23 protein-coding genes are annotated in these 20628 nt (G+C 66.5%); 12 read left to right on the forward strand and 11 right to left on the reverse strand.

What is annotated here, in order from left to right; translation table 11 throughout:
* Window positions 1–9: 9 nt before the first annotated feature.
* The gene (locus AB4Y44_RS29785) at window positions 10–936 is read right to left on the reverse strand and encodes a transcriptional regulator GcvA (protein ID WP_368701581.1); all 927 of its coding nucleotides are present in this window, start codon (window positions 934–936) and stop codon (window positions 10–12) included.
* A gap of 99 nt (window positions 937–1035) precedes the next feature.
* Here AB4Y44_RS29785 and AB4Y44_RS29790 point away from each other — a divergent pair, with 99 nt between their 5' ends.
* Together AB4Y44_RS29790 and AB4Y44_RS29795 are read left to right on the forward strand one after the other, a co-directional pair.
* On the forward strand, window positions 1036–1641 hold the full coding sequence (locus tag AB4Y44_RS29790; RefSeq protein ID WP_342918582.1) for a chromate transporter: 606 nt from the start codon (window positions 1036–1038) through the stop codon (window positions 1639–1641).
* On the forward strand, window positions 1638–2165 hold the full coding sequence (locus tag AB4Y44_RS29795; RefSeq protein WP_368701582.1) for a chromate transporter: 528 nt from the start codon (window positions 1638–1640) through the stop codon (window positions 2163–2165). The genes AB4Y44_RS29790 and AB4Y44_RS29795 overlap by 4 nt, the downstream gene beginning before the upstream one ends.
* A 102-nt stretch (window positions 2166–2267) precedes the next feature.
* On the opposite strand, the gene AB4Y44_RS29800 is transcribed toward AB4Y44_RS29795, so the two are convergent.
* Window positions 2268–3794 carry an AMP nucleosidase gene (locus AB4Y44_RS29800; protein ID WP_368701583.1) on the reverse strand — a complete coding sequence of 509 codons (1527 nt, stop codon included), beginning with the start codon at window positions 3792–3794 and terminating at the stop codon, window positions 2268–2270.
* A gap of 215 nt (window positions 3795–4009) precedes the next feature.
* Between AB4Y44_RS29800 and AB4Y44_RS29805 the strand changes: the two genes are divergently transcribed.
* The 3 genes from AB4Y44_RS29805 to AB4Y44_RS29815 all read left to right on the forward strand — a co-directional run bounded on the left by AB4Y44_RS29805 (window position 4010) and on the right by AB4Y44_RS29815 (window position 6392).
* On the forward strand, window positions 4010–4417 hold the full coding sequence (locus AB4Y44_RS29805; protein WP_368701584.1) for a hypothetical protein: 408 nt from the start codon (window positions 4010–4012) through the stop codon (window positions 4415–4417).
* A 173-nt stretch (window positions 4418–4590) separates the two neighbouring features.
* On the forward strand, window positions 4591–5598 hold the full coding sequence (locus AB4Y44_RS29810) for a homoserine kinase (protein ID WP_342918579.1): 1008 nt from the start codon (window positions 4591–4593) through the stop codon (window positions 5596–5598).
* Window positions 5589–6392: a BPSS1780 family membrane protein gene (locus tag AB4Y44_RS29815; protein ID WP_321930612.1), complete on the forward strand. Its 804-nt coding sequence runs from the start codon at window positions 5589–5591 to the stop codon at window positions 6390–6392. The genes AB4Y44_RS29810 and AB4Y44_RS29815 overlap by 10 nt, the downstream gene beginning before the upstream one ends.
* A gap of 93 nt (window positions 6393–6485) precedes the next feature.
* Here the strand turns inward: AB4Y44_RS29815 and AB4Y44_RS29820 are convergent, their stop codons facing one another.
* A complete protein-coding gene (locus tag AB4Y44_RS29820; RefSeq protein ID WP_042269847.1) occupies window positions 6486–6665 on the reverse strand; it encodes a DUF3563 family protein in 180 nt (59 codons plus the stop codon).
* A gap of 101 nt (window positions 6666–6766) precedes the next feature.
* A complete protein-coding gene (locus AB4Y44_RS29825; protein WP_342918578.1) occupies window positions 6767–7948 on the reverse strand; it encodes a PHB depolymerase family esterase in 1182 nt (393 codons plus the stop codon).
* Window positions 7949–8236: 288 nt separating this feature from the next.
* On the opposite strand from AB4Y44_RS29825, the gene AB4Y44_RS29830 reads away from it, so the two are divergent.
* Window positions 8237–8938 (forward strand): phosphatase PAP2 family protein, encoded by a 702-nt coding sequence (locus tag AB4Y44_RS29830; RefSeq protein WP_342918577.1) that lies wholly within the window; start codon window positions 8237–8239, stop codon window positions 8936–8938.
* 25 nt (window positions 8939–8963) lie between these two features.
* On the opposite strand, the gene AB4Y44_RS29835 is transcribed toward AB4Y44_RS29830, so the two are convergent.
* Window positions 8964–9890 (reverse strand): TOBE domain-containing protein, encoded by a 927-nt coding sequence (locus AB4Y44_RS29835; RefSeq protein ID WP_368701585.1) that lies wholly within the window; start codon window positions 9888–9890, stop codon window positions 8964–8966.
* 212 nt (window positions 9891–10102) lie between these two features.
* Window positions 10103–11764, reverse strand: a complete 1662-nt coding sequence (locus AB4Y44_RS29840) for a CHAD domain-containing protein (protein WP_368701586.1) — start codon at window positions 11762–11764, stop codon at window positions 10103–10105.
* A gap of 234 nt (window positions 11765–11998) precedes the next feature.
* Between AB4Y44_RS29840 and AB4Y44_RS29845 the strand changes: the two genes are divergently transcribed.
* Together AB4Y44_RS29845 and ppk2 are read left to right on the forward strand one after the other, a co-directional pair.
* Entirely contained in the window at window positions 11999–12217 is a 219-nt protein-coding gene (locus AB4Y44_RS29845) for a YdcH family protein (RefSeq protein WP_028202952.1), read from the forward strand.
* Window positions 12218–12472: 255 nt separating this feature from the next.
* Window positions 12473–13510, forward strand: coding sequence for a polyphosphate kinase 2 (ppk2, locus tag AB4Y44_RS29850; RefSeq protein ID WP_342918847.1), 1038 nt, complete (start codon window positions 12473–12475; stop codon window positions 13508–13510).
* A 12-nt stretch (window positions 13511–13522) separates the two neighbouring features.
* On the opposite strand, the gene AB4Y44_RS29855 is transcribed toward ppk2, so the two are convergent.
* Window positions 13523–15037, reverse strand: coding sequence for an intermembrane transport protein PqiB (locus AB4Y44_RS29855; protein ID WP_368701587.1), 1515 nt, complete (start codon window positions 15035–15037; stop codon window positions 13523–13525).
* 222 nt (window positions 15038–15259) lie between these two features.
* On the reverse strand, window positions 15260–15871 hold the full coding sequence (locus AB4Y44_RS29860) for a DUF3313 domain-containing protein (RefSeq protein WP_368701598.1): 612 nt from the start codon (window positions 15869–15871) through the stop codon (window positions 15260–15262).
* 193 nt (window positions 15872–16064) lie between these two features.
* Between AB4Y44_RS29860 and AB4Y44_RS29865 the strand changes: the two genes are divergently transcribed.
* Window positions 16065–16616: a TetR/AcrR family transcriptional regulator gene (locus AB4Y44_RS29865; protein ID WP_342918573.1), complete on the forward strand. Its 552-nt coding sequence runs from the start codon at window positions 16065–16067 to the stop codon at window positions 16614–16616.
* A gap of 66 nt (window positions 16617–16682) precedes the next feature.
* Here AB4Y44_RS29865 and AB4Y44_RS29870 read toward each other — a convergent pair whose 3' ends face one another.
* Window positions 16683–17066 carry a tautomerase family protein gene (locus AB4Y44_RS29870; RefSeq protein WP_368701588.1) on the reverse strand — a complete coding sequence of 128 codons (384 nt, stop codon included), beginning with the start codon at window positions 17064–17066 and terminating at the stop codon, window positions 16683–16685.
* 94 nt (window positions 17067–17160) lie between these two features.
* Between AB4Y44_RS29870 and AB4Y44_RS29875 the strand changes: the two genes are divergently transcribed.
* The gene (locus AB4Y44_RS29875; protein WP_342918571.1) at window positions 17161–18012 is read left to right on the forward strand and encodes a LysR family transcriptional regulator; all 852 of its coding nucleotides are present in this window, start codon (window positions 17161–17163) and stop codon (window positions 18010–18012) included.
* A 17-nt stretch (window positions 18013–18029) separates the two neighbouring features.
* Here the strand turns inward: AB4Y44_RS29875 and AB4Y44_RS29880 are convergent, their stop codons facing one another.
* Window positions 18030–18527, reverse strand: a complete 498-nt coding sequence (locus AB4Y44_RS29880) for a hypothetical protein (protein ID WP_368701589.1) — start codon at window positions 18525–18527, stop codon at window positions 18030–18032.
* Window positions 18528–18644: 117 nt separating this feature from the next.
* On the opposite strand from AB4Y44_RS29880, the gene AB4Y44_RS29885 reads away from it, so the two are divergent.
* A complete protein-coding gene (locus AB4Y44_RS29885; RefSeq protein ID WP_028202945.1) occupies window positions 18645–19073 on the forward strand; it encodes an MbcA/ParS/Xre antitoxin family protein in 429 nt (142 codons plus the stop codon).
* The gene (locus tag AB4Y44_RS29890) at window positions 19070–19771 is read left to right on the forward strand and encodes an RES family NAD+ phosphorylase (protein ID WP_368701590.1); all 702 of its coding nucleotides are present in this window, start codon (window positions 19070–19072) and stop codon (window positions 19769–19771) included. The genes AB4Y44_RS29885 and AB4Y44_RS29890 overlap by 4 nt, the downstream gene beginning before the upstream one ends.
* A 37-nt stretch (window positions 19772–19808) precedes the next feature.
* Here AB4Y44_RS29890 and AB4Y44_RS29895 read toward each other — a convergent pair whose 3' ends face one another.
* Entirely contained in the window at window positions 19809–20549 is a 741-nt protein-coding gene (locus AB4Y44_RS29895; protein ID WP_342918567.1) for a metallophosphoesterase, read from the reverse strand.
* Window positions 20550–20628: the final 79 nt, after the last annotated feature.

A 20628-nucleotide genomic window follows, 5' to 3' on the forward strand; every position in this document is an offset into this window, starting at 1 on the left:
TCACTCCCCTCATGCTTTCTCCGCGCTTGCGGGCACGCCGGATGCACCGGGCGGCGCCCGCGCGCTCGCCTGCTCCTCCAGCCAGCGGCAAAACTGCACGACCAGCGGCGCTTGCGCCACTTCGCGCCGCGCCACCCACCAGTAGCCGCGCGCATGGAGATGCGGTCCCGCGAGCGGCGTGACGAGACGCCCCGACGCGAGTTCGTCGTCGAGCAGCGGCAGCGGGCCTAGCGCGACGCCCAGACCATCCACGGCAGCCTGCAAAGCCAGATAGAAGTGATCGAACGACTGCTTCTTGCGGCATTTGGCTTTCACGCCTGCGGCCGCAAGCCAGGTGCGCCACGCATCGGGCCGCGTGTCCGAATGTAGCAGCACGTGACGCGCAAGATCGCTCGGCTGATGAATCGGCGCGCGTTTGAGCAGCGCCGGACTGCACACCGGCAATTCCATCTCGTCGAGAAAATGACCGGCCTCGCAGTCGGGCCAGTGGGCCGGACCGCGCCGCACGGCCACGTCGAAGCCTTCGAGCGTCTCGACCGGCGCGTTCGAGGTCGACAGGCGCAACTCGACGTTCGGCGCGAGGCGCTGAAACTGCGAGAGCCGCGGCAGCAGCCATTTCATCGCGAAGGTGGGCAGCGCGCTCACGCGCAACACGTGCACCACGCCCGTGTCGCGCAGCTGGCTGGTTGCGCGCGCGATGTCGTCGAATGCCGACTGCACGGCGGCGAGGTAGCGCCGCCCGTCCTCGGTCAGCGCGACCCGCTTGCCATGCCGGTGAAACACCTGCACGCCGACCCACGCCTCGAGCGCGGCCACCTGCCGGCTGATGGCACCGTGAGTCACATTGAGTTCGCCCGCCGCGGCAGAGAAGCTGTTGTGCCGCGCGGCGGCTTCGAACGCGCGCAGCGCGGGAAAGGGAGGAAGGGAGCGTGCCATGCTTGTGAGTGTAGATCACAAGAGCGCGCCATAGAAATCGTTTTGCCGCGCGCGCGAATGGGCTTAATCTCCGAACTTGCCTGAGAGGTCCTTCCATTCATGAAACAACCCATCTCATCGCCCGCCGCAGCCGGACAAGGCACGGACGACGGCCTGCACACGCCGACGGTACGCGATCTGTTCCTCGGCTTTCTCGGTCTCGGCTTCACGTCGTTCGGCGGCGCACTGCCGTTGGCGCGCCGCACCATCGTCGAGCAGCGCCGCTGGCTCACCGCCAGCGAGTTCACCGACCTGCTCGGCCTCTGCCAGTTTTTGCCGGGCGGCAACGTCATCAATCTCTCGGTCGCGCTCGGCATGCGTTTCCATGGCTGGCGCGGCGCGCTCGCCGGCATCCTCGGCCTGATCGCGGGTCCGTCGCTCGTCGTGATCGGGCTCGGCGTGCTCTACGAGCGCACGCAAGACGACCCGCATGTGCGGCATCTGTTCGTGGGCCTCGCCGCGGCGGCGGCCGGGCTGCTCGTCTCGATGGCGCTGAAAATCGTGCTGCCGCTGCGGCGCGATCCCGCCGCGGCCGTCGTCGCCGCACTCGGCTTCGTGGCCATTGCCGTGCTGCGCACGCCGCTCTTGCCCACCATGCTCGTGCTCACGCCAGTCGGCATCGCGCTCGCGGCCCGCGCGGCGCGCAAGGAAGGAGGCTCGCGATGAGCGCCACACTCGTTGCGCTCGCCGCGATCTTCGGCCAGCTCTCGCTGCTCGCTTTCGGCGGCGGCAACACGATCCTGCCCGAGATGCAGCGCCAGGTCGTCGAGGTCCACCACCGGATGCCGGCAAGCGAGTTCAGCGCGCTATTCGCGCTCGCCCAGGCCGCCCCGGGCCCGAACATGATGGTCGTGACCCTGGTGGGCTGGCACGTGGCCGGCTGGACAGGCATGCTGGTCACGTCGATTGCGAAGTTCGGACCGTCGTCGCTCGTCACGATCGCCGCGCTGCATGCATGGGATCGCTTCAAGGACCGCCCGTGGCGGCGCATCGCGCAAAAGGGCCTCGTGCCGGTGACGGCGGGCCTCGTGGCCGCGAGCGCCGTGCTGATCGCGAGGGCCTCCGATCCTTCGTGGATCGCCTGGGCGATTACCGGCGTGTGCGCCGTGCTCGCGTTTCGCACGAAGATTCACCCGCTTTGGCTGCTTGGCGCGGGGAGTTTGATCGGGTTGACGGGGTTCGGGCAATAAACGGCCGCCGGAAAATGATTCGGCATCCGAATTGATGCAAGGCAACAGCGCAATTCGACAGACTGGCCGGCGCTCGCCATGCGCCAGCCAGTCATAAAGTGTCTACTGAAACGCCACCTCCGCAAAGCTGCGCAGTTTCCGGCTATGCAGCTTGTGCAGGCCATTCGTGCGCAGAATCTCCATCGCCTTCACGCCGATCTGCAAATGCTGATCGACCTGCGCGCGATAGAACGAATCGGCCATGCCCGGCAGCTTGAGTTCGCCGTGCAGCGGCTTGTCGGACACGCACAGCAAGGTGCCATACGGCACGCGAAAGCGGAATCCGTTCGCGGCGATGGTCGCGCTTTCCATGTCGAGCGCGATCGCGCGGCTTTGCGAGAGGCGCTGCACCGGCTCGCGATGATCGCGCAGCTCCCAGTTGCGGTTGTCGACGCTCGCCACCGTCCCCGTGCGCATCACGCGCTTGAGTTCCACGCCGTCGAGCTTCGTGACATCCGCGACCGCACGCTCGAGCGCGAGTTGCACTTCAGCGAGTGCCGGAATCGGCACCCACAGCGGCAGATCGGCGTCGAGCACGTGATCCTCGCGCACATAGCCGTGCGCGAGCACGTAGTCGCCCAGACGCTGCGTGTTGCGCAAGCCCGCGCAGTGGCCGAGCATGATCCACGCATGCGGACGCAGCACGGCAATGTGGTCGGTGATCGTCTTCGCGTTCGACGGCCCCACGCCGATGTTGACCATCGAGATGCCGCTGCCGTCCGCACGCTTGAGGTGATAGGCCGGCATTTGCGGCAGGCGCGCGGGCGCCTTGCCTTCGTCGTCCTGTTCGCCCAGGTTCGCGTTGTAGGTCACCACGTCACCGGGTTCGACGAACGAGGTGTATTCGCTGCGATAGTTGCGCAGATCGGCGTCGTCGGTGTGCGCCATCATCGCGCGGCCGAGCTTCACGAACTCGTCGATATAGAACTGATAGTTCGTATAGAGCACGTAGTTCTGCACGTGCGTGGGCGAAGTCGCCGTGTAGTGCTTGAGCCGATGCAGCGAAAAGTCCACGCGCGGGGCGGTGAAGAGCGCAAGCGGATGCGGCTCGCCCGGCTCCGGCTCGTAGGTGCCGTTCACGATGCGGTCGTCGAGCTGCGCGAGATCGGGCGTATCGAACACGTCGCGCATGGCGAAGAGACGCTCGCGGTCGAGATCGCCTTCGAGGTGGATGCCTTCGGCGAACGCGAAGTGCACGGGAATCGGCTGATCCGACACGCCCACTTCGATGGCCACATGATGGTTCTTCGCCAAGAGGCGCAACTGCTCGCGATAGTAGTTGCCGAAAAGATCGGGCCGCGTGACGGTGGTCTCGAACACGCCGGGGCCCGCCACGAAGCCATACGAGCGGCGCGAGTCGATATGCGTGTTGACGTTGGTGCGGATGCGAACGAACGGATAGCACGCGCGCACGCGGCGCTCGAACGCCTCGCCGCGGCGATAGCGCGCGAACGCATCGCGCAGGAACGACGTATTCGCTTCGTAGATGCTCGAAAGGCGCGCCACGGCGTCGGCGGCGTCTTCGAAGAATTCGTCCGGGAAGTCGTGCGCCGGCGTCATGAGGGGCCGCAGGTAGCTATCGTTGTTCATCTTCGTTCGCCTCTCCGTTTGATGGGTCCACATTACCACGGAAGGTGCGACTTTCTGGCGACGGACCTCGCCGCCCCCAGGGCTTTTGCAGCCCCCGCCACGCACGGGCCGCGAGCGCCGCGCACCGCCCGCCGGGCGCGGGCCGCAGCGTTTGCGCGACATGGGGCAAAGCGCCCGGATTTGCTAGAATTGGGGCATCCCATCGGAGAAAGACCATGAAGTCGCACCTTCTTGCCGCCGTCGCGGTGACGCTCGCTTTCTGCGGGGTCGCCATGGCCGCGCCGGCCGACGACGCAAAGACCGCCGTCGAGGCACAATCCGCGCAGTCCGAGAACGAACGCGCGGGCCTGCCCGATCTGGCTGCGATCAACAACAAGCCGGCCGCACGCGTCACCTCGAAGGTCAACATCAACGACGTGCCGCGCGTGCCCAGCTATCACGAAGTGAGCCCGAACGGCACCGAAATCACCGAGTTCCGCGACAAGGGCAAGCCCGTCGAGATCAACGTGCATTCGAACTTCGGCACGCGCTACACGATGAGCGCGAACCCCGACACCTCGCCGCAAGTGCGCAACAACGGCCAGGCCAGCACGCGCCTGCCGTCGATCAACCTGCATTACTGAGCCATCCGGGCGCGCGCATGCCTTTAAGGGGCATGCCCGCGCCAACGCCATGTGCGCCGCCCCATGAGCCGGGCCGCGGCCATCGCGCCTGAGCCGGACACGCCTGCAAGCCCCTCGGGCAGCACCTCGCAGCGTTCGCCGACCCGCCATTACCAATCAACCGACCTTCTTGCATGGCCGTCTTCACCGCTGTCACCGACCAAGAGCTTGCCCAATGGCTGCGCGACTACGATCTCGGCGATGTCGTCGAATTTCGCGGCATCCAGTCCGGCATTGAGAACAGCAACTTCTTCCTGACGACGACGCGCGGCGAATACGTCCTGACGATCTTCGAAAAGCTGACGGCCGAGCAACTGCCGTTCTACCTCGACCTGATGCGGCACCTTGCCTCGCATCGTGTACCGGTACCCGACCCCATGCCGCGCAAGGACGGTGCGCTCTTCGGCCTGCTGCAGGGCAAGCCCGCGGCGATCGTCTCGAAGCTCGAAGGCAAGCCCGAACTCGCGCCCGGAGTGGAGCACTGCGCGGAAGTGGGCCAGATGCTCGCGCGCCTGCACCTGGCGGGCCGCGACTACCGCGGCGACCAGCCGAATCTGCGCAGCCTTTCGTGGTGGGAAGAAACGGTGCCGACGGTGCTGCCGTTTCTGGACGACGCCCAGCGCACACTCCTCACGAGCGAACTCGACCACCAGCGCGCATTCTTCGGTTCGGCCGACTACGCGGCGCTGCCGGGCGGTCCGTGCCATTGCGACCTGTTCCGCGACAACGCGATGTTCGCGCACTCGCACCCCGCGCCGGGCCACGAGGTTCGGCTGGGCGGCTTTTTCGACTTCTATTTCGCCGGCTGCGACAAGTGGCTCTTCGACGTGGCCGTGACCGTGAACGACTGGTGCGTCGACCTCGCCACCGGCAAGCTCGACACCGCGCGCGCCGACGCGCTCCTGCGCGCCTACCAGACAGTGCGCCCGTTCACGCCCGAGGAAACGCGGCACTGGATGGACATGCTGCGCGCAGGCGCGTACCGCTTCTGGGTCTCGCGCCTGTATGATTTCCACCTGCCCCGCTCGGCCGAGCTGCTCAAGCCGCACGATCCCGGCCACTTCGAGCGCATCCTGCGCGAGCGCCTCGCCGACAGCGAGGCGGGCTCCCATCACGCCTTGCCCCATCGCCCATGCAACTAATTGAAGTCCCCGCGAAGACGGGCTACGTCTGGTTCCGCCAGGGTATCTGGCTGTTCCGCCGCAATCCGCTCGCGTTTCTCACGCTGTTTTTCGCCTATTTGCTGGCGATGACGCTGATTTCCGCCATTCCCGTGATCGGCGGCGTGCTGCCGCTGCTGTTCGTGCCCGGCGTGGCCGTCGGCTTCATGGCGGCGTGCCGCGACACGATCGCGGGAAAACCGGTGTTCCCGACCATTCTGATCGACGGCTTTCGTTCGTACGGCAGCAACGTGGCGAAGCACCTGCTGGTGCTCGGGGCGATTTACGTGGTGGCGATGTTGCTGGTGCTGGCCGCGTCTGCGTTCGTGGACGGCGGCGCGCTATTGCGGCTGATGACGATAGGCGGCGACCTCGACGCGGAAGCGCTCGCCAACAGCGACGTGCCGCTCGCGGTGCTGGCTTCGCTGCTCTGCTATGTGCCGGTGTCGATGCTGTTCTGGTTTGCGCCCGTGCTCACGGCGTGGCACGACGTGCCGCCCGTGAAGGCCATGTTCTTCAGCATCGTGAGCTGCTGGCGCAACAAGGGCGCGTTCATGGTGTACGGGGCGCTGTGGTTTGCCGTCTCGACGGTCGTATCGATCGGCCTGTCGACGCTGCTGCGCGCGCTCGGCGCTGGCGACTTCACGGTGGCGATCCTGATGCCCGCGCTCATCATCGTGACGACGATGCTCTATTGCTCGTTCTACGCGACCTATCGCGGCTGCTTTGGCGTGCAGGAAAAGCAGGCTGCCGAAATGCCGGACTCGGGCCGCTGAACGGCGCGGCGGTCCTTCACGCGCACCATGCAAAAACGGCGCCTTTTGGCGCCGTTTTCATTTTGCCCCGTTGGCGGGGCGCAGCATTCCTGCTTAGCCGTAGTGGTTCATCCACGACGGGTGGCGCGTGGCCTTCTCGCGATCCATCTTGCGCATGCGGAACTCGAGATCGTAGATGTCGACGGACTGCGCGAGATACGCTTCCTCGCGCTGCTGGCGGCGAGCTTCGGCGGTTTCGGAGAGGAACAGGAAAAGACGGCTGAGCAGGTACATGATTTGGCCCTTCTTTGACGGGCACGTGCCCGCGAATCGAATGAGGCCATTATAGGGTAAACCCTGTTAAGGGTAAACCCCTAAGTTACCCGTAGTCGCTTTTAACCAACGTCCTGTGTCAACTCGGCGTCGTAGGTCTCGTCGAAGGCCTCGCGGCGCTGGGCCTCGAAAAAGTCCCAGATCAGCGTGCTCGCGTCCGGTCCCGTCGAGGAATGGAACGGCACGGTATCGTCGCCGCCGCTCCAGGCGTGGTCGAGGTCCGCCACGCGGCACAGTCGCACGACGCTCGCACCGTCTAGCTCGTAATCCTGCTCGCGATAACCGTCCTTGAAGGTCTCGCGCGACACGACGCCCTGACGCACGCCACGCGTATCCGCAAGACCGTTCAGGCGCAGCAGTTGCAGCGCGAGCTGTTCCGCGTTGACGGGCGCGACGACGGCGTCCGTCTCGCCCTGCACGACGATCGCCGGCATGCCCGGATGGATGCGCGCGCCCAGTTGGGTATCGACCAGCGCCACCGGCTCGTGGTGCACGCCGCGCCGCATCACATCGAGCGCCGTCACGCCGGAGCGTGCTTCGCCGAAAGCGGGGCCCGAATGCAGCGCAATGGCGGCGAAGCGGCTGGGCGAGCGCACCGCGAGCAGCATCGCGAGCCCCGCTCCCGCCGACAACCCAGCCAGATAGACGCGCGAGCGGTCGAAGCCGTGCTCTTCGACGAGCGCATCGACCAGCGAAACGACGGACGCCGCTTCGCCGCCGCCCGCCGCGTCGCGCGCGTCGTACCAATGCCAGCATTGGTGCGGGTGCGCGCGTTCCGACTGCTCGGGATACGCCACCGCGAAACCATGGCGGTCGGCGAGCAGATTCATGCGGGTGCCTTCGGCGAAGGAATCCATCGACTGCTTGCAGCCGTGCAGCATCACGACGAGCGGCATGCCCGCCGTCTTGCGCCCCGGCGGCAAATAGAGCCCGTAAGGCAGCGAGCGCCCGGCATGCTGGTCGTTCGCCGGTACAAGGTGCTCCGCGCGGCGCCATTCGCCCGCGGCCCACGCGGCCGCACGCGGACCCACGCGCGACTCGCGCACCGGCGCGCCGCTGCGCGCCTGCGTCGGCGTGACGTGTTTGGCCGCCTGCTCGGCTGCGGCCTGAGCGGCGCGCCAGATTGCCTGCGGCCTGGGTGTATCGATCCCCGCGCCTTTCAGGGCGTCGCGGGCCGCCCGAGTCTGGATGGCGAGCAGACGTCGCATGCCACCAGCCCATAGCTTCGTCAGATTTTTCGTCATCTATGGCCTCGTAAAAGGGTCCGACACATCGTGGCGTTTTGCCGCGACCCGTCGTTGTGCAACGCACAATAACACCATTTGGATGACGCTGCAGATCGCACAGGCTGGATTCTGTCCGGGCGTGCGTTCGTCGAGGCACGTCTTCGTCTATGCGGGGCAGCTATACTGGATGCATGTCTCACGCGCGTGTCGGCCAGCCATGCGGCTCGCGCGTTAAGTCGCTATGAAGTAGCGGTTAAGCACCCGCAACCCCAGGATCCTTCTTCTGACAGACGGCAGCGCAGACTCATGCCAGATTTGCCCATTCACCTTTGGTACTCGATTACCAACCTCGGCGGCGCAGGCCTCACCCTGCCGCTCGCGTTGGCGATCGCGCTGTGGCTGATAGTCGGCTATTCGTGGCGCATGGCGGCGAGCTGGGTGCTGGTGCTCGGCCTGGCGATCGGCCTGGTGACGCTCACCAAGATCGCGTTTCTCGGCTGGGGTGTGGGGGTAAGAGAACTGGATTTCACGGGGATCAGCGGCCACGCCATGTTGTCCACGGCCGTCTATCCCGTTGCGTTTTTCCTGATGCTGCAAGGCGCGCCGTCCTTCGTGCGCGCCGCCGGCGTGACCATCGGGCTCGCGGTGGGGCTCGCGGTCGCGCTCTCGCGCGTGGTGCTCGACGCTCACTCGCCTTCCGAGGCCGTAACGGGCTGCGTGGTCGGGGCGCTCACCGCACTCGTGTTCGCGCGCTACTGGTGGCAGGCGCAGGCCCAGCGCATATCGGCGGCGGTCGTCGCGCTGAGCCTCGCGGCGCTGACTGTCGCATTGCACAACGTGCACGTGCCCACGCATCGCTGGGTCACGAACATCGCGCTCACGGTTTCAGGTCACGACCGGCCGTACGTGCGCGCCAAATGGAAGGCCAACCGCCCCAACCGCGCGCCGGTCGCACCCGTCTCGCAAACCCGCAACGGCCTCACGCCGCCCGCCCAGCGCCACGCCTGATTGGCGGACCGCGGCCGTCCGCCGCTCAGCCGGCCACGCCTAGCAGCACGCTCGAAGCCTTGAATACGGCCGTCGCCGCTTGCCCGGCGGCAAATCCCAGCGCATCCACGCTCGCTTCGGTCACGATCGCGGCGATCACGGCGCCGCCCGGCAGGGCGAGCGTCACTTCGGCATTCACTTCGCCGCGCCGCACAACGTCGATCGTCCCGCTAAGTCGGTTGCGCGCCGAAAGCCGCTCCGCGTCTGCCGCACTCGCGACCAGCACGACCGACGTCGCCTTCACGAGCGCGACCACGGGCGCGCCCGCGGCAAGGCCGAGCGCTTCGGCGCTCTCGTGCGTGATCGTGGCCACGATGCCTTCGCCGCCGGGCAGCGCGATCGACACCTCGTCGTTCACCGCGCCCCGCACGAACCCCGAGACGGTGCCAAAGAGCTGGTTGCGCGCGCTCGTGCGCATGGCGAAGCGACCGAGCACGGCCAGGTCGCGCGAGAACCCGCCAGCATGTGCGTCGTCACCTTCACCCGAAACGGCCCCGAGTGCCTGCGCCGCCCGCTCGAGAAAGCGCTGGTGCTCGTGCTCGATGGCGCGAAACGTCTCGACGAGGCGCAGCGCCCGCTGCGTAAGTGTCGTCCCGCCGCCGCCCTTGCCGCCCGTCGCGCGAACCACGAGCGCCTCGCCCGCGAGATTGTTCATGACGTCGACGGCGTCCCAGGCGCCCTTGTAGCTCATGCCGACCGCTTTCGCGGCTCCGGTGATCGAACCGGTTGCCTGGATGGCTTCCAGCAGCGCAATGCGCGCCGCGCCGCCAAGCATCTGCTGGCCGGACTGAAACCAGACCGAGCCGCCCAAGCCCAGGCCCGGCGCTTCGGCGGGTGTCGATGTCCCAGCGGAACCGGCGTCGGCGTGGGCGGCTCCGGTGGGTGAGGAGTTCGGGTCAGTGAGATTCATCATGTGCAAAAACAAGCCAAAACAGGACGAAAGGAGCGATAGTTCGGCGCGGCTCGCCATTCCGCCATTCCGCCATTCCGCCATTCCGCCATTCCGCCATTCCGCCATTCCGCCATTCCGCCATTCCGCCAATCCGCCAATCCGCCATGCGCCATGCGCCATGCGCCATGCGCCATGCGCCATGCGCCATGCGCCAACGATTATAGAGACGCGCCTCAGGCGCCGCGCGCCACCTTCGGCTCGCCCAGTTCGCGCAACAGGCGTTCGCCCTCCTTCGCGGTATAGCGCTTGACGGCCTCGCACCAGCCGCGCGCGAACCCGAGCTGATACGGCTCGGCGTCCATGCGCTCGAGATAGCGCAGGGCAACAGCGGCGTCGTTGCCGTCGCCGAGCACGCTCTGCAGCCGCGCGAGCGCGCGCGCCACCTCCATACGCGTGCGGCGCGACGTGAGCGTCGCGAAGAATTCGATCGTGTAGCGCAAATACTTCGCATTGATGCGCGCGCGATGACGGCTCGCCTCGTCGATGGCCGTGAGCTTTTGCGTGCTCGCGAGCTGCTCGTAGTAGCGCCGCACGCGCTTCTTCGCATGGCGGTGCAGCGAAAACCCGGCGCTGCCGGCGTCGTGCGCGCGCCGCGCGAGCAAGTCGAGCCACTGGAGCCACGCCAGTGTCGCGAGCGCGTAGCGCTGCGAAGCCAGCGCCTCGCGCAGCCGCGCGCGCGCGGCGAGCCGTTGCGCGTTTGCCGCGTCGCGAATCGCGTCCCAGCGTCCCGGCTCGACGTCGGCGGCGGCGAGCGCCGGCAGCGTCGATTCGACAAAGACATCGCGGTCGCGCGCATCGCCGAGCAGGCCGCCGAGCCATTTGAGCTCCGGCTCGATGCGCGTCTCCCAGGTCTCGTCGCACCAGCGCGAGAAAATGCGCATGGCGGTGCGCAGCCGCCGCTGCGACACACGCATCTGATGGATGAACTCGCCGTTCGTGCTGTCGCGCACGCCTGCGTCGTTGCCGAACCACTGCGCGCTGATGTTGCGCCCGATCGCCACGAGCGCGGCCTCGGCCGTGGCCGCGCCGGCCAGATCCACGGCTTCGGCCTTGACGGCTTCGGCGTCGCCGGTCACGCTGCCGGCGCTGGCGCGTTCGAGCGCGTCGGTCAGGCGCACGAATGCGGGCAGTGCCCCGATCAGGTCGCCAGCACAGGCAAACAGCGCATCGACGATGGGCCGCTCGTCCTCGCCTTCGGGCCAGGGCGCACTCACGCGCAACTCGTGCAAAGCGGACAAGTCGGGTGGGTGCGCCGCATCCGCGCCGTGAGTGTCTTGAGCCAGCGGTTCTTGCTGCGTTGCCGACGGCTCGTGCAAATCTTCGTCGAACGTGAGCAGCACTTCGATGCCGTCACGCGGCCACTGCCAGCGGCTGCGCGTCGCCACGAGCGTGGCCGACGCCGCGAGATCGTCCGCGCTGCCCAGCGCCTCGCGAAACGGCTCGGGCGCGGCGTCGAAGAGCGCATGCGCGATGCCGTTCGCATCGAGCGCCGCCTCGAAGATCGGTGCGATCACGGTGATCCCCGGCGTATGAACGCGCCGGCTCGACACGACGACGCGCTGCGTGTCGCCGCGCGATTCGACCGCCACGCGCCAGCCGAGCCCCCCAAGGACGCCGCCGCGGTCGAAGGCGACCGTCGTCACGCGCCCGCGCGCATCGGGCAGCGCCACGAGCGTCGGCAAAGCCGCGCACAGGCTGGCGGCCCGCTCCGATGGTTTCGGGCTGGCGTGCGCCCTGGACGCCGCGCCCGTGGCGGCGGCGACTTTTTTTGCGCTTTTTCTATCCGGCGCTGCCGGGATCACGACATCCAGCACGATTTCCAGAACGCGATCCATGAACGCTCCAGGGTTCTGTCGGGCGACGGCTTGGAACAGTGCAAGCGGATGGAGAGCCAGGAACTGCGACGACGCGATCGATGGTACACGCGCGCGCGCTTCGATGCCCCAGGTAACGTCCCTGACCCATCCGGCAACCGGAGTCTGATGATGGTCAAGACTGCCACGACTGGACGATGGAAAAATAATTACGTGCCGATTTCTCTCATTTTGCCTGTCTATAAGGAGTGTTGAGTGTTCCCTGAGTACAGAGATTTAATTTCGCGCCTCAAGATCCAGGACGACCATTTCGCCCGGATTTTTCATCGTCACAACGAACTCGACCAGCAGATCAAGAATATGGAAGCCGGTGTCGTGGCTTCGCACGGCATGGAAGTCGAGCAGCTGAAAAAGGAAAAGCTTCAACTCAAGGACTCGCTCTACCTCATCCTCAAAAAGGCGGCAAACGCCTGAACCAGCCGCCGTCCGGCGCTGGCTGTCAGCTGGATTGGCGGGCTGGCGCTGGCCGTCGGCGCGCCGGCTTTTGCCCCGGCGCCGCCCAGCCAGTCAAGCCGCGACGACTTCCCTGCGCGCCATTGCCGCTCGCGCTTCGGGGCATCCGCCTTGAATGCGAGTCACTCTGCACGCGCTCCCCTCCCCGCATCCGCCCACACCATGCCCAAATCCATTCCCTGCCCTGCTTCCGACACCGCCGGCCCCGCCGCACGACTGCCGCTCGTCACGCCCCACAGCGCCGAGTTGCGCACGGTCGACAGTGCCGTCGAATCCGCGAGCGAGGCCATCGCGGGCGCTGTCCACGATCTCGTCGCGCGCACTCGCGCCGGGCACAATCCGCCCGCCATGCTGCTCGAGTCGATCGCGGCATTGATGCAAGGCATGTCGCCCGACGAAGCCGCCCAGTTGCGCAGCCTGATCCTCGAAGGCAACCCTGCCGACTGGCGCTCCTCGCGCACGCGCCACCCCGACGAGGAACTCGCCTCCGGCTGGCGCGAAGGCGGCTATCCGTATCGCAATTTGTTGTCGCGCCGCGCTTACGAGCGGCAGAAGTATCGGCTGCAGGTCGAACTGCTCAAGCTCCAGGCGTGGGTGCGCGAAACCGGTCAGCGCGTGGTGATCCTGTTCGAGGGCCGCGACGCGGCCGGCAAGGGCGGCACGATCAAGCGCTTCATGGAGCATATGAACCCGCGCGGCGCGCGCGTCGTCGCGCTCGAAAAGCCCACCGAAGTCGAGCGCGGCCAGTGGTATTTCCAGCGCTACGTGCAGCATCTGCCTTCAGCGGGGGAGATCGTGCTGTTCGATCGGTCCTGGTACAACCGCGCAGGCGTCGAGCATGTCATGGGCTTCTGCTCGCCTGAGGAATATGCCGATTTCATGCAGCAGGTGCCGGAGTTCGAACGGCAGTTGATTCGCAGCGGCATCCACCTGATCAAGTTCTGGTTTTCGGTCAGCCGTGGCGAGCAGCGGCGGCGCTTCAAGGAACGCAAGGTGCATCCGCTCAAGCAATGGAAGCTGAGTCCCGTCGATCTCGCTTCGCTCGACAAATGGGAGGCGTATACGCAGGCGAAAGAGGCGATGTTCTCGCAGACGGACACCGCAGATGCGCCGTGGACGGTCGTCCGCTCCGATTGCAAGAAGCGCGCGCGGCTCAATGCCATGCGATTCGTGCTGCATAAGCTGCCCTATGCGAGCCGGGATGGGGAGGCGATTGGGGTGGTCGATCCGTTGCTGGTGAGTCGGGCGTTGTAGTCGACTGCCGATTCACCGGTCTGCACGCTTCCCCCAGATCAATGCCTCGGGGTGGCGTTCGAGATAATCGGCCAGAGCGTTCAGGCTGGCCAGCGTACGCCGCAACCCGGCCAACGCCTGACGCGTATCGCTCTGCAACGGCGAACTCTGGTCGAGCGTCGCTTGCGCGGAACGAAACGCCTGTTGCGCCGATTCGAGCGTCGAACGCGCAGCCGGCACGAGCTCCGTATCGAGCCGTGCAAACAGGATATTCGACTGCTGCAACGAAGCATCCAGGTTGCGCCCGATCTCCTGTAGCGGCATACGGTCGAGCCGGCGCACGATATTCGACACCTGATCCTGGAGTTCCTCGAGCGAGTTGGGCACCGTCGGCGGTTCGACCGGCGAGCGCTCCGTGTCCACGCGCGCCGCGGGTGCGTGCGGGAAGATGTCGAGTGCGACGTACTTCTGTCCCGTCAAGAGACTTCCCGTGCGCAGCTGGCCGCGCAGTCCCTGAGCGACGAGCTGGTGCAGCAGGCTCTTGCCCGCCGCGCCCGCACCGTCGCCGAGCGCGTCGCGGTAGTTGCGGCCGAGCCGCGAGGGATACAGGCTCAGCGTGACCAGCATGTCGAAACGTCCGCTTTCGGGTTGGAGGTCGATCGCGACTGCCGTGACCGTACCCAACCCGACACCGCGGAATTCGACTGGCGCGCCAACGGACAGCCCTCGCACCGACTGCGCGAAGCGCATGCGCACCATGGCAGGCGGACCTTCGTTGGCGCGCATCGCGTCCGTGCGACTTTCCGCGAGGCGGAAATCCTCCACGCTCGTGGCGGACACGGCGCGCACGCTCCCACGCGGCGTATCGAAAGCCAGGCCGCCCGCGAGCAGCGCCGCGGCCGGCGGTGTCTCCAGCCGCATGCCACCGGAATCGAGCTTGAGTTCGACGCCGCTCGATTGCCACCAGCGCGTATCGGACGTGACCAGACGATCGAACGGTCTCCTGACGAAAACGCCGATACGGACGTTGTCGCCACTAGGCACCAGCGAATAGCCGAGCACCTCCCCGACCTGCACACCGCGAAAATAAACAGGTGAGCCGGCATTCAGCGAGCCGAGCGTTGGGGCGCGAATCACGAAACGCGCGCCCTCTTCGTCGCTGGTGATGGCCGGCGGCGTGTCGAAACCGGTGAGCGTGTAGCACGCCCTGGGCGAATGGGCGTCGATATCGACGTCGATCCACGTTCCCGATACGGCGGTCAGGAGCCCGGAAATGTTCTTCACGTCGATGCGCGGACGCACGACCCAGAATTTCGCGCCGCACGTGGCGATGTGCGGTCCGGCGGCATCGAGCCTCAGTTCGGCATCGACGCGCTGGCCATCCGCGGACAAACGCAGATGCTCGAGCCGGCCAACGACCACGCCGCGATATCGCACCGGCGTTTTCCCGGCGACGAGCCCGGCGCCGGACACGAAGCTCACGGTGACGCGAGTGCTGCGTTGCGACAGCGCTTGGGCAAGCAGCAGGCCGCCAGCCAGGTTCGCCAAAACCCACGCGGCCCAGACAGCGGAGCGCCACCACCGCCGGTCACTCACAACTTTCCCACGACGACATCCCATACGCGCCTCGCGCATCGGGATGCAAAGTCGAGCGCACGGCCGAGCGCGCACGCAAAGAAGCGAGAGAGATTCACAGTGCGTTGAATATCTGGCGAGAAAGTCGATGAACTTCGGACCGGCGGCGCCCTTTGCCCGCAGGCGGCTTCGCCGCTAGCGCAACTGCTCGACGAGTGCATCGGCGCCCTTGTCGATACCGGTTTCGGCCGCGCTCAGCGAGCCGAACGCGGCGGGCAGATTCATCGCGTTCGGGTATTGCTTCGTCACATAGGCGCGCAGCAGACGCCCCGACGCGCTGTCGTACACCTCCACGGCATACGAGACCGAGCCGCTGAACGCCCCCTTGCCGCCCCGGATCGCCTGAACGCCGTTATAGAGATTGCCCGCGATGTCGAAATGCATCGCCTGGCCGACCACGGCCGTCGTTTTCTCTGCGCCCGTCAACGTCAGCTTCACGCGCAGCGTCGCGGGCGACGGCTGGGCAGCCAGGTCGAAACGCTTCGATAGCGTGTCGGCAAACGTCTTGTGCATGTAGGCGGCGAGCACGTCCTTGTCCGAGTCCGACAGGTCGCCGAACTGATTGTCGGCGCCTCGATACACCGCGACCGGATCGACGATGACCTGCGAATAGCGCGACCAGAGCACCGGCGCCGCATAACGGAATGGCGTCTGCGCGGCGTCGTGATCCCGGTTCTCCTTGAGCTGCGAAGACGAGGCGAGGCTGCTATAGGCAACGGGCTGCACGCCTGCACACGCCGATAACATCAGGAGTACTACGCAAGCCGAAGACGTGAGAAGAAGACGGTTGTTGAGCACGAAGGCATCCTTTCAAAAGTTGCCGGATACCGCCTGGCATCCGGCCGAGTTCACGACGAGACGAAGCGTAGCATCAGTCTCCGATGATGTAAACCGTCTATCCGGTTTGTTTTCGGCGCGATGCAGGGGTACAATCACGCCCATGGATAACCAGACACGTTCCGAAATTTCCCGCAGAAAGGCGATTGACGCTGCGCTCGCAATCCTGACCCGCGACGGCGTCGGCGGCTTGACATTCGATGCGCTCGCGCGCGAAAGCGGCATTAGCAAAGGCGGATTGCTACACCAGTTCCGTAACAAACTGGGCGTGCTGCGCGCGCTGCTGGATCGTCAGCGGGAACAATTCGAGCAGATCGCGCAAGATCACCTGGCGGCGAGCGGCCAGGCCCGGGCGGAACCGGTCCTTTCGGCGCAGATCGCGATTTTCAGGGAGTCGATCAACCAGCCGGACTCCGTCGCGCGCGCAGTGCTCGCGGCCCTGGTCGAAAGCCCGGCGCTGCTCGAAGACCTGAAGGCCCAGGACGCGGCCAAGATGGAACAGCTGCAGGCCGAGGCCCGCGATCTCGAACTCTCGCTGCTACGCTACTTCGCCGCGAGTGGCATTGCGTTCAGCACGCTGCTCGGGCTGTCGGCCGTGCCCGACACGCTGCGGGAACGGCTTTTCGACCGGCTGCTCGACGAGAAGAAATGGTGATGCGGCCGCCTCGCGAAAGCAATCGCGAGGCATGCCGACGGCCGCATCAGGCGTCAAGCTCCGCCCTCAGGTCGCGTACTGCGCCACCCCGTTCCCGAACGACCAGTTCTCCCGCGCGACATCCACGAGATTCACGAACACGTCCTCGCGCCTCACCCCCGGATCGCGCGCGAGGTTTTCGGCAATCTGCGCGAACAGCGCCTTCTTCTGATCCTGCCCGCGCGTGTTGCTCACGGCGATCTGGACCATGACCAGGTCGTCGCTGCGCTCGATCCCGAGGTAGTGCCGGCCGAACACGAAGTTATCGGTATCGTGCTCGGTGATGATCATGAAGATGTCGTCTTCGGGCGCCTTGAACACCTCCATCAGCGCTTGATGAATGCCCTGCGTGAGCGCCTTGCGATACGTGGCGGGCTTGCCTGCGCGAACCGCGATGCGAGTGAACGGCATGTCGATCTCCGGTGGGTTTGACATGACATCAGCTTAGGCGCGGTCTATCATAATAAACAGGCATAGATAGATATTTCATCCATTTCCATCTGAAATGAAACCACTGGATCTCGACGCCGTGCGCGCCTTCGTGCTCGTCGCCGAGCTGCGCAGCTTCACGCGCGCCGCCGACGCCCTCGATACCACGCAATCGGCCGTGAGCCTCAAGCTCAAGCGCCTCGAGGCGCATCTGGGCAAGCAATTGCTCGAACGCACGCCGCGCGTCGTGCGGCTTTCGGCGGATGGTCTCACGTTCCTTGCCGCCGCGCGCGACCTGCTGGGCGCACACGAGCGCGCGCTCGGGGCGCTTTCGGGCGACGAGCGGCGGCTCGCGCTCGGCCTGAGCGAGCATGTCGCGGACGCCAACCTGGCCCGCCAGCTCGCCCAGCTTCGCGTCCATGACCCGGGGCTCGTGATCGAGCTGCATCTGGGGCTCTCGGCGCATCTGCTCGCGCAGTTCGACGAGCGGCGGCTCGATGCCGTCGTCGTCCGTCAGGAGGAAGAGGAGGTGCCGCGCGGCGATGCCCGCCGGCTCTTCGCGGAGCCGCTCGTCTGGCTCGCCGCGCCGCAATGGCAGTGGCAGCCCGGCACGGCGCTGCCGCTCGCGCTGCTCGCCGCGCCATGCGCGGTGCGGGCCGCGGCGATCCGCGCGCTCGACGCCGCGGGCGTCGCGTGGACCGAAGTGTTCGTGGGCGGCGGGGTCGCCGCAGTGGGCGCGGCACTGGCCGCCGGGCTCGCGGTCTCGCCGCTGGCGCGCCGGGTCGCGCCGCGCGAACTGATCGACGTCGGCGCGCGGCTCGGTTTGCCCGCGCTGCCGGTTTCGCAGGTCCTGCTCCACTCGCGGGTGCGCGAGCCGCGAACCGCGGCAACACTGCAATTGCTCGCGTCGGGGCTCGGCACAGGCTAGCTGGCGTTCAGCTCAGTTCAGCTCAGGATGGGCGGCAACGCGTGCGGCACGGGAATCGCACGCTGGATGTGCGGCGGCGGCGCATCCACCACGAGCTTGCGGCGTGGCGCGGGCCGCACGGCGGCCGGCTTCGGCGTGGGACGCTTTTGCGTGACGGTTTTGGGCGCAGGTGCCGCGCCAGCAGCCGGATGATTCGCATGTGCCGCCGCGTGGGCCTCGCCGGGCGTGTGCCGCTGCGCCGGCGCGTGGCCCTTCGCGTGCGGCGGCTTGTCGGCCTTCGCTACATGGCGCGGGGCGCTCGCATGGGTGGAACCCGTCGCGTGCGTATGACGTCCGGCTATGTGCGACGCCGCGCCGCGGTGCCCGCCACGCGCTTTGGACGCCTGCCCGCCATGCGACTGTTGCGCAGCCGCCGCTCCCTGTCCTGCATGCGCTCCGGCTGTCTTCCCCTGCCCCCATGCCCACAGCGGCGCTGCAACTACCATCGCCGCGACCATCAATACGCCTGCCCGCACCTCGTCTCTCCCCAAATGCCGTCCCAATGTCCGGCGAGGATTATACCGAGTCAAAACTTGCAATAATCCATATATGGACTAATATCTACTAAAAGTTCAATTCAGGACTCGACCACCATGTCACCCGCCACTGCTTCCGTCACGCCGTCGCGACGCCCCCGCGCCGAGCCCTCGCTCACCGAAATGTCGGCGGCGGGGCTCAGGGCGTTCTTCAACATTGCGCGCGACTGGGACCTGAGCGCCGAAGAGCAGATTATTCTGCTCGGCTCGCCGGGCCGATCCACGTTCTTCAAGTGGAAGCAGTCCCCGCAAACCGCCCGGCTGGGCCGCGACACACTCGAACGCCTTTCGCTGCTGCTCGGCATCTACAAGGCGCTGCAGATTCTCCTGCCCCAACCCACCTCCGCCGACACCTGGATCAAGCGCCCCAACAGCGCGCCGCCCTTTGGCGGACGGCGCGCGCTCGACCGCATGCTGGCCGGCAACGTCAGCGACCTCGTAGCGGTGCGCCAGTATCTCGACGCAATGCGAGGCGGCTGGGCGTGACGCAAACGAACTGGCAAGACCGCTGGCGCAGTGCGCAGCTCACCTGGTCACCCGCGTTCAGGGTGATTCCCACCCGGTTTCCCGCCGTGAATCTGTTCGACCGCGTGGCTTCCGCGGACGACTTCGAGGCGCTCTATGCGCTCGAAGCGCTCACCAACGACCGGTTGCGCACCGAAACCGGCGACCTCGACCTCGTGCCGCGCGAGGAGCGCCGCTTCGGCCCCGGCTACGGGCCGATCATGGCGGCCTTCACGCACCTGAATCCGCTGGGCAGCCGTTTTTCCGATGGCACATACGGCGTGTTCTACTGCGCGCGCTCGCGCGCCACCGCCGTGGCAGAAACGCGCTATCACTCGGGGCTTTTTCTCGCCGCCACGAACGAGCCGCCCATCCGCCAGCAAATGCGGCTCTATACGGTGATCGCGCATGGCGAGGTGATCGATCTGCGCGACGACCCCGCGCTCGACCCGGGCGTGCTCTCGCCCGACGACTACACGGCCGGCCAGACGCTAGGCCGCGCCGCCCGCGAGGCGCGTGCACCAGGCATTGCGTATCCGTCGGTGCGCGACGAGGACGGCGAATGTCTCGCCGCCTTCAGCACGACGCTGCTGCGCGCGTGCCATCACGCGGCGTATCTGGAATACAACTGGAATGGGCACACCATCGACATGGTGTTCGAGTTGAACCGCATCGTATAGCCGAAGCGGCCAACGGGAGACCGGCAGGGGCCGGGCCTCAGGGCAGCACGATCGCGGCCGCGCCGTGCGCGAGCGCTTCGACCTGCGAGACCGACAAGATGCGCGACGTGAGCGCCTCGACCATGGTGAGGCGTCCTTCGGTGATGAACGCTCCGGTGTCGATGAACACCTGCGAGCCGATCTGCCGCACTTCGCGCACCGGCGTATGCCCGCAGAACGTGAGCGAGAGCGCATAGCGCGCCGGGTCGCCCGTGCCGAGCACGAGATCGCGACCCCAAAGCATGCGTTCGCGCACGTCGGAATCGAACTGACCGCTGTCGAGCGCGGCGTCGTCGCCGAAAAATTCCGCATGAATGATATTGAATCGCTTTTCGCCCTCGCCCACCACGCGCGCGAGCGGCAGCTGGCGCAGCCGTTGCGCGTAGTGCACGAGTTCGGCGTCGGGCACGCTCTGCGCCCAGCCGCCGCCGATGCCATACCAGCGGTTGCGCGGCATCCGCCCTTCGGCCACGGCGCACAGCGCGTCTTCGTGATTGCCGAGCACGGCATAGAACCACGGTTTGTCGAGCAGCGCGAGCGCCTGTTCGCACTGCTCGCGTTCGCCCCGGTCAACGAGATCGCCCACTGAAAACAGCCGGTCACGCGCGGTGTCGAACTCGACTTCGCGTAAAAGATAGCGCAACGCCTCCACGCAACCATGCAAATCGCCTACTACGAAATCGCGACCTGCAAGGTTGGCGGCATGGTGCTGCACGAGAGCGTCGGGTGTATGCGTCATCACTTCATCATAGCGCTGTGTGAGTGGGCCATATGAGCGCCAAATATCGTACCGAATACGATTGCGACGGGCGCGTCAC

This window comes from Paraburkholderia sp. BR10937 (assembly GCF_040965695.1).
Classification (GTDB): domain Bacteria; phylum Pseudomonadota; class Gammaproteobacteria; order Burkholderiales; family Burkholderiaceae; genus Paraburkholderia.

Bases quoted from the DNA above. Each gene is read 5' to 3' on its own strand.
- AB4Y44_RS29785 (WP_368701581.1), bottom strand. From the start codon at position 936: ATGGCACGCTCCCTTCCTCCCTTTCCCGCGCTGCGCGCGTTCGAAGCC.
- AB4Y44_RS29790 (WP_342918582.1), top strand. From the start codon at position 1,036: ATGAAACAACCCATCTCATCGCCCGCCGCAGCCGGACAAGGCACGGAC.
- AB4Y44_RS29795 (WP_368701582.1), top strand. From the start codon at position 1,638: ATGAGCGCCACACTCGTTGCGCTCGCCGCGATCTTCGGCCAGCTCTCG.
- AB4Y44_RS29800 (WP_368701583.1), bottom strand. From the start codon at position 3,794: ATGAACAACGATAGCTACCTGCGGCCCCTCATGACGCCGGCGCACGAC.
- AB4Y44_RS29805 (WP_368701584.1), top strand. From the start codon at position 4,010: ATGAAGTCGCACCTTCTTGCCGCCGTCGCGGTGACGCTCGCTTTCTGC.
- AB4Y44_RS29810 (WP_342918579.1), top strand. From the start codon at position 4,591: ATGGCCGTCTTCACCGCTGTCACCGACCAAGAGCTTGCCCAATGGCTG.
- AB4Y44_RS29815 (WP_321930612.1), top strand. From the start codon at position 5,589: ATGCAACTAATTGAAGTCCCCGCGAAGACGGGCTACGTCTGGTTCCGC.
- AB4Y44_RS29820 (WP_042269847.1), bottom strand. From the start codon at position 6,665: ATGTACCTGCTCAGCCGTCTTTTCCTGTTCCTCTCCGAAACCGCCGAA.
- AB4Y44_RS29825 (WP_342918578.1), bottom strand. From the start codon at position 7,948: ATGACGAAAAATCTGACGAAGCTATGGGCTGGTGGCATGCGACGTCTG.
- AB4Y44_RS29830 (WP_342918577.1), top strand. From the start codon at position 8,237: ATGCCAGATTTGCCCATTCACCTTTGGTACTCGATTACCAACCTCGGC.
- AB4Y44_RS29835 (WP_368701585.1), bottom strand. From the start codon at position 9,890: ATGATGAATCTCACTGACCCGAACTCCTCACCCACCGGAGCCGCCCAC.
- AB4Y44_RS29840 (WP_368701586.1), bottom strand. From the start codon at position 11,764: ATGGATCGCGTTCTGGAAATCGTGCTGGATGTCGTGATCCCGGCAGCG.
- AB4Y44_RS29860 (WP_368701598.1), bottom strand. From the start codon at position 15,871: ATGTTATCGGCGTGTGCAGGCGTGCAGCCCGTTGCCTATAGCAGCCTC.
- AB4Y44_RS29865 (WP_342918573.1), top strand. From the start codon at position 16,065: ATGGATAACCAGACACGTTCCGAAATTTCCCGCAGAAAGGCGATTGAC.
- AB4Y44_RS29870 (WP_368701588.1), bottom strand. From the start codon at position 17,066: ATGCCGTTCACTCGCATCGCGGTTCGCGCAGGCAAGCCCGCCACGTAT.
- AB4Y44_RS29875 (WP_342918571.1), top strand. From the start codon at position 17,161: ATGAAACCACTGGATCTCGACGCCGTGCGCGCCTTCGTGCTCGTCGCC.
- AB4Y44_RS29885 (WP_028202945.1), top strand. From the start codon at position 18,645: ATGTCACCCGCCACTGCTTCCGTCACGCCGTCGCGACGCCCCCGCGCC.
- AB4Y44_RS29895 (WP_342918567.1), bottom strand. From the start codon at position 20,549: ATGACGCATACACCCGACGCTCTCGTGCAGCACCATGCCGCCAACCTT.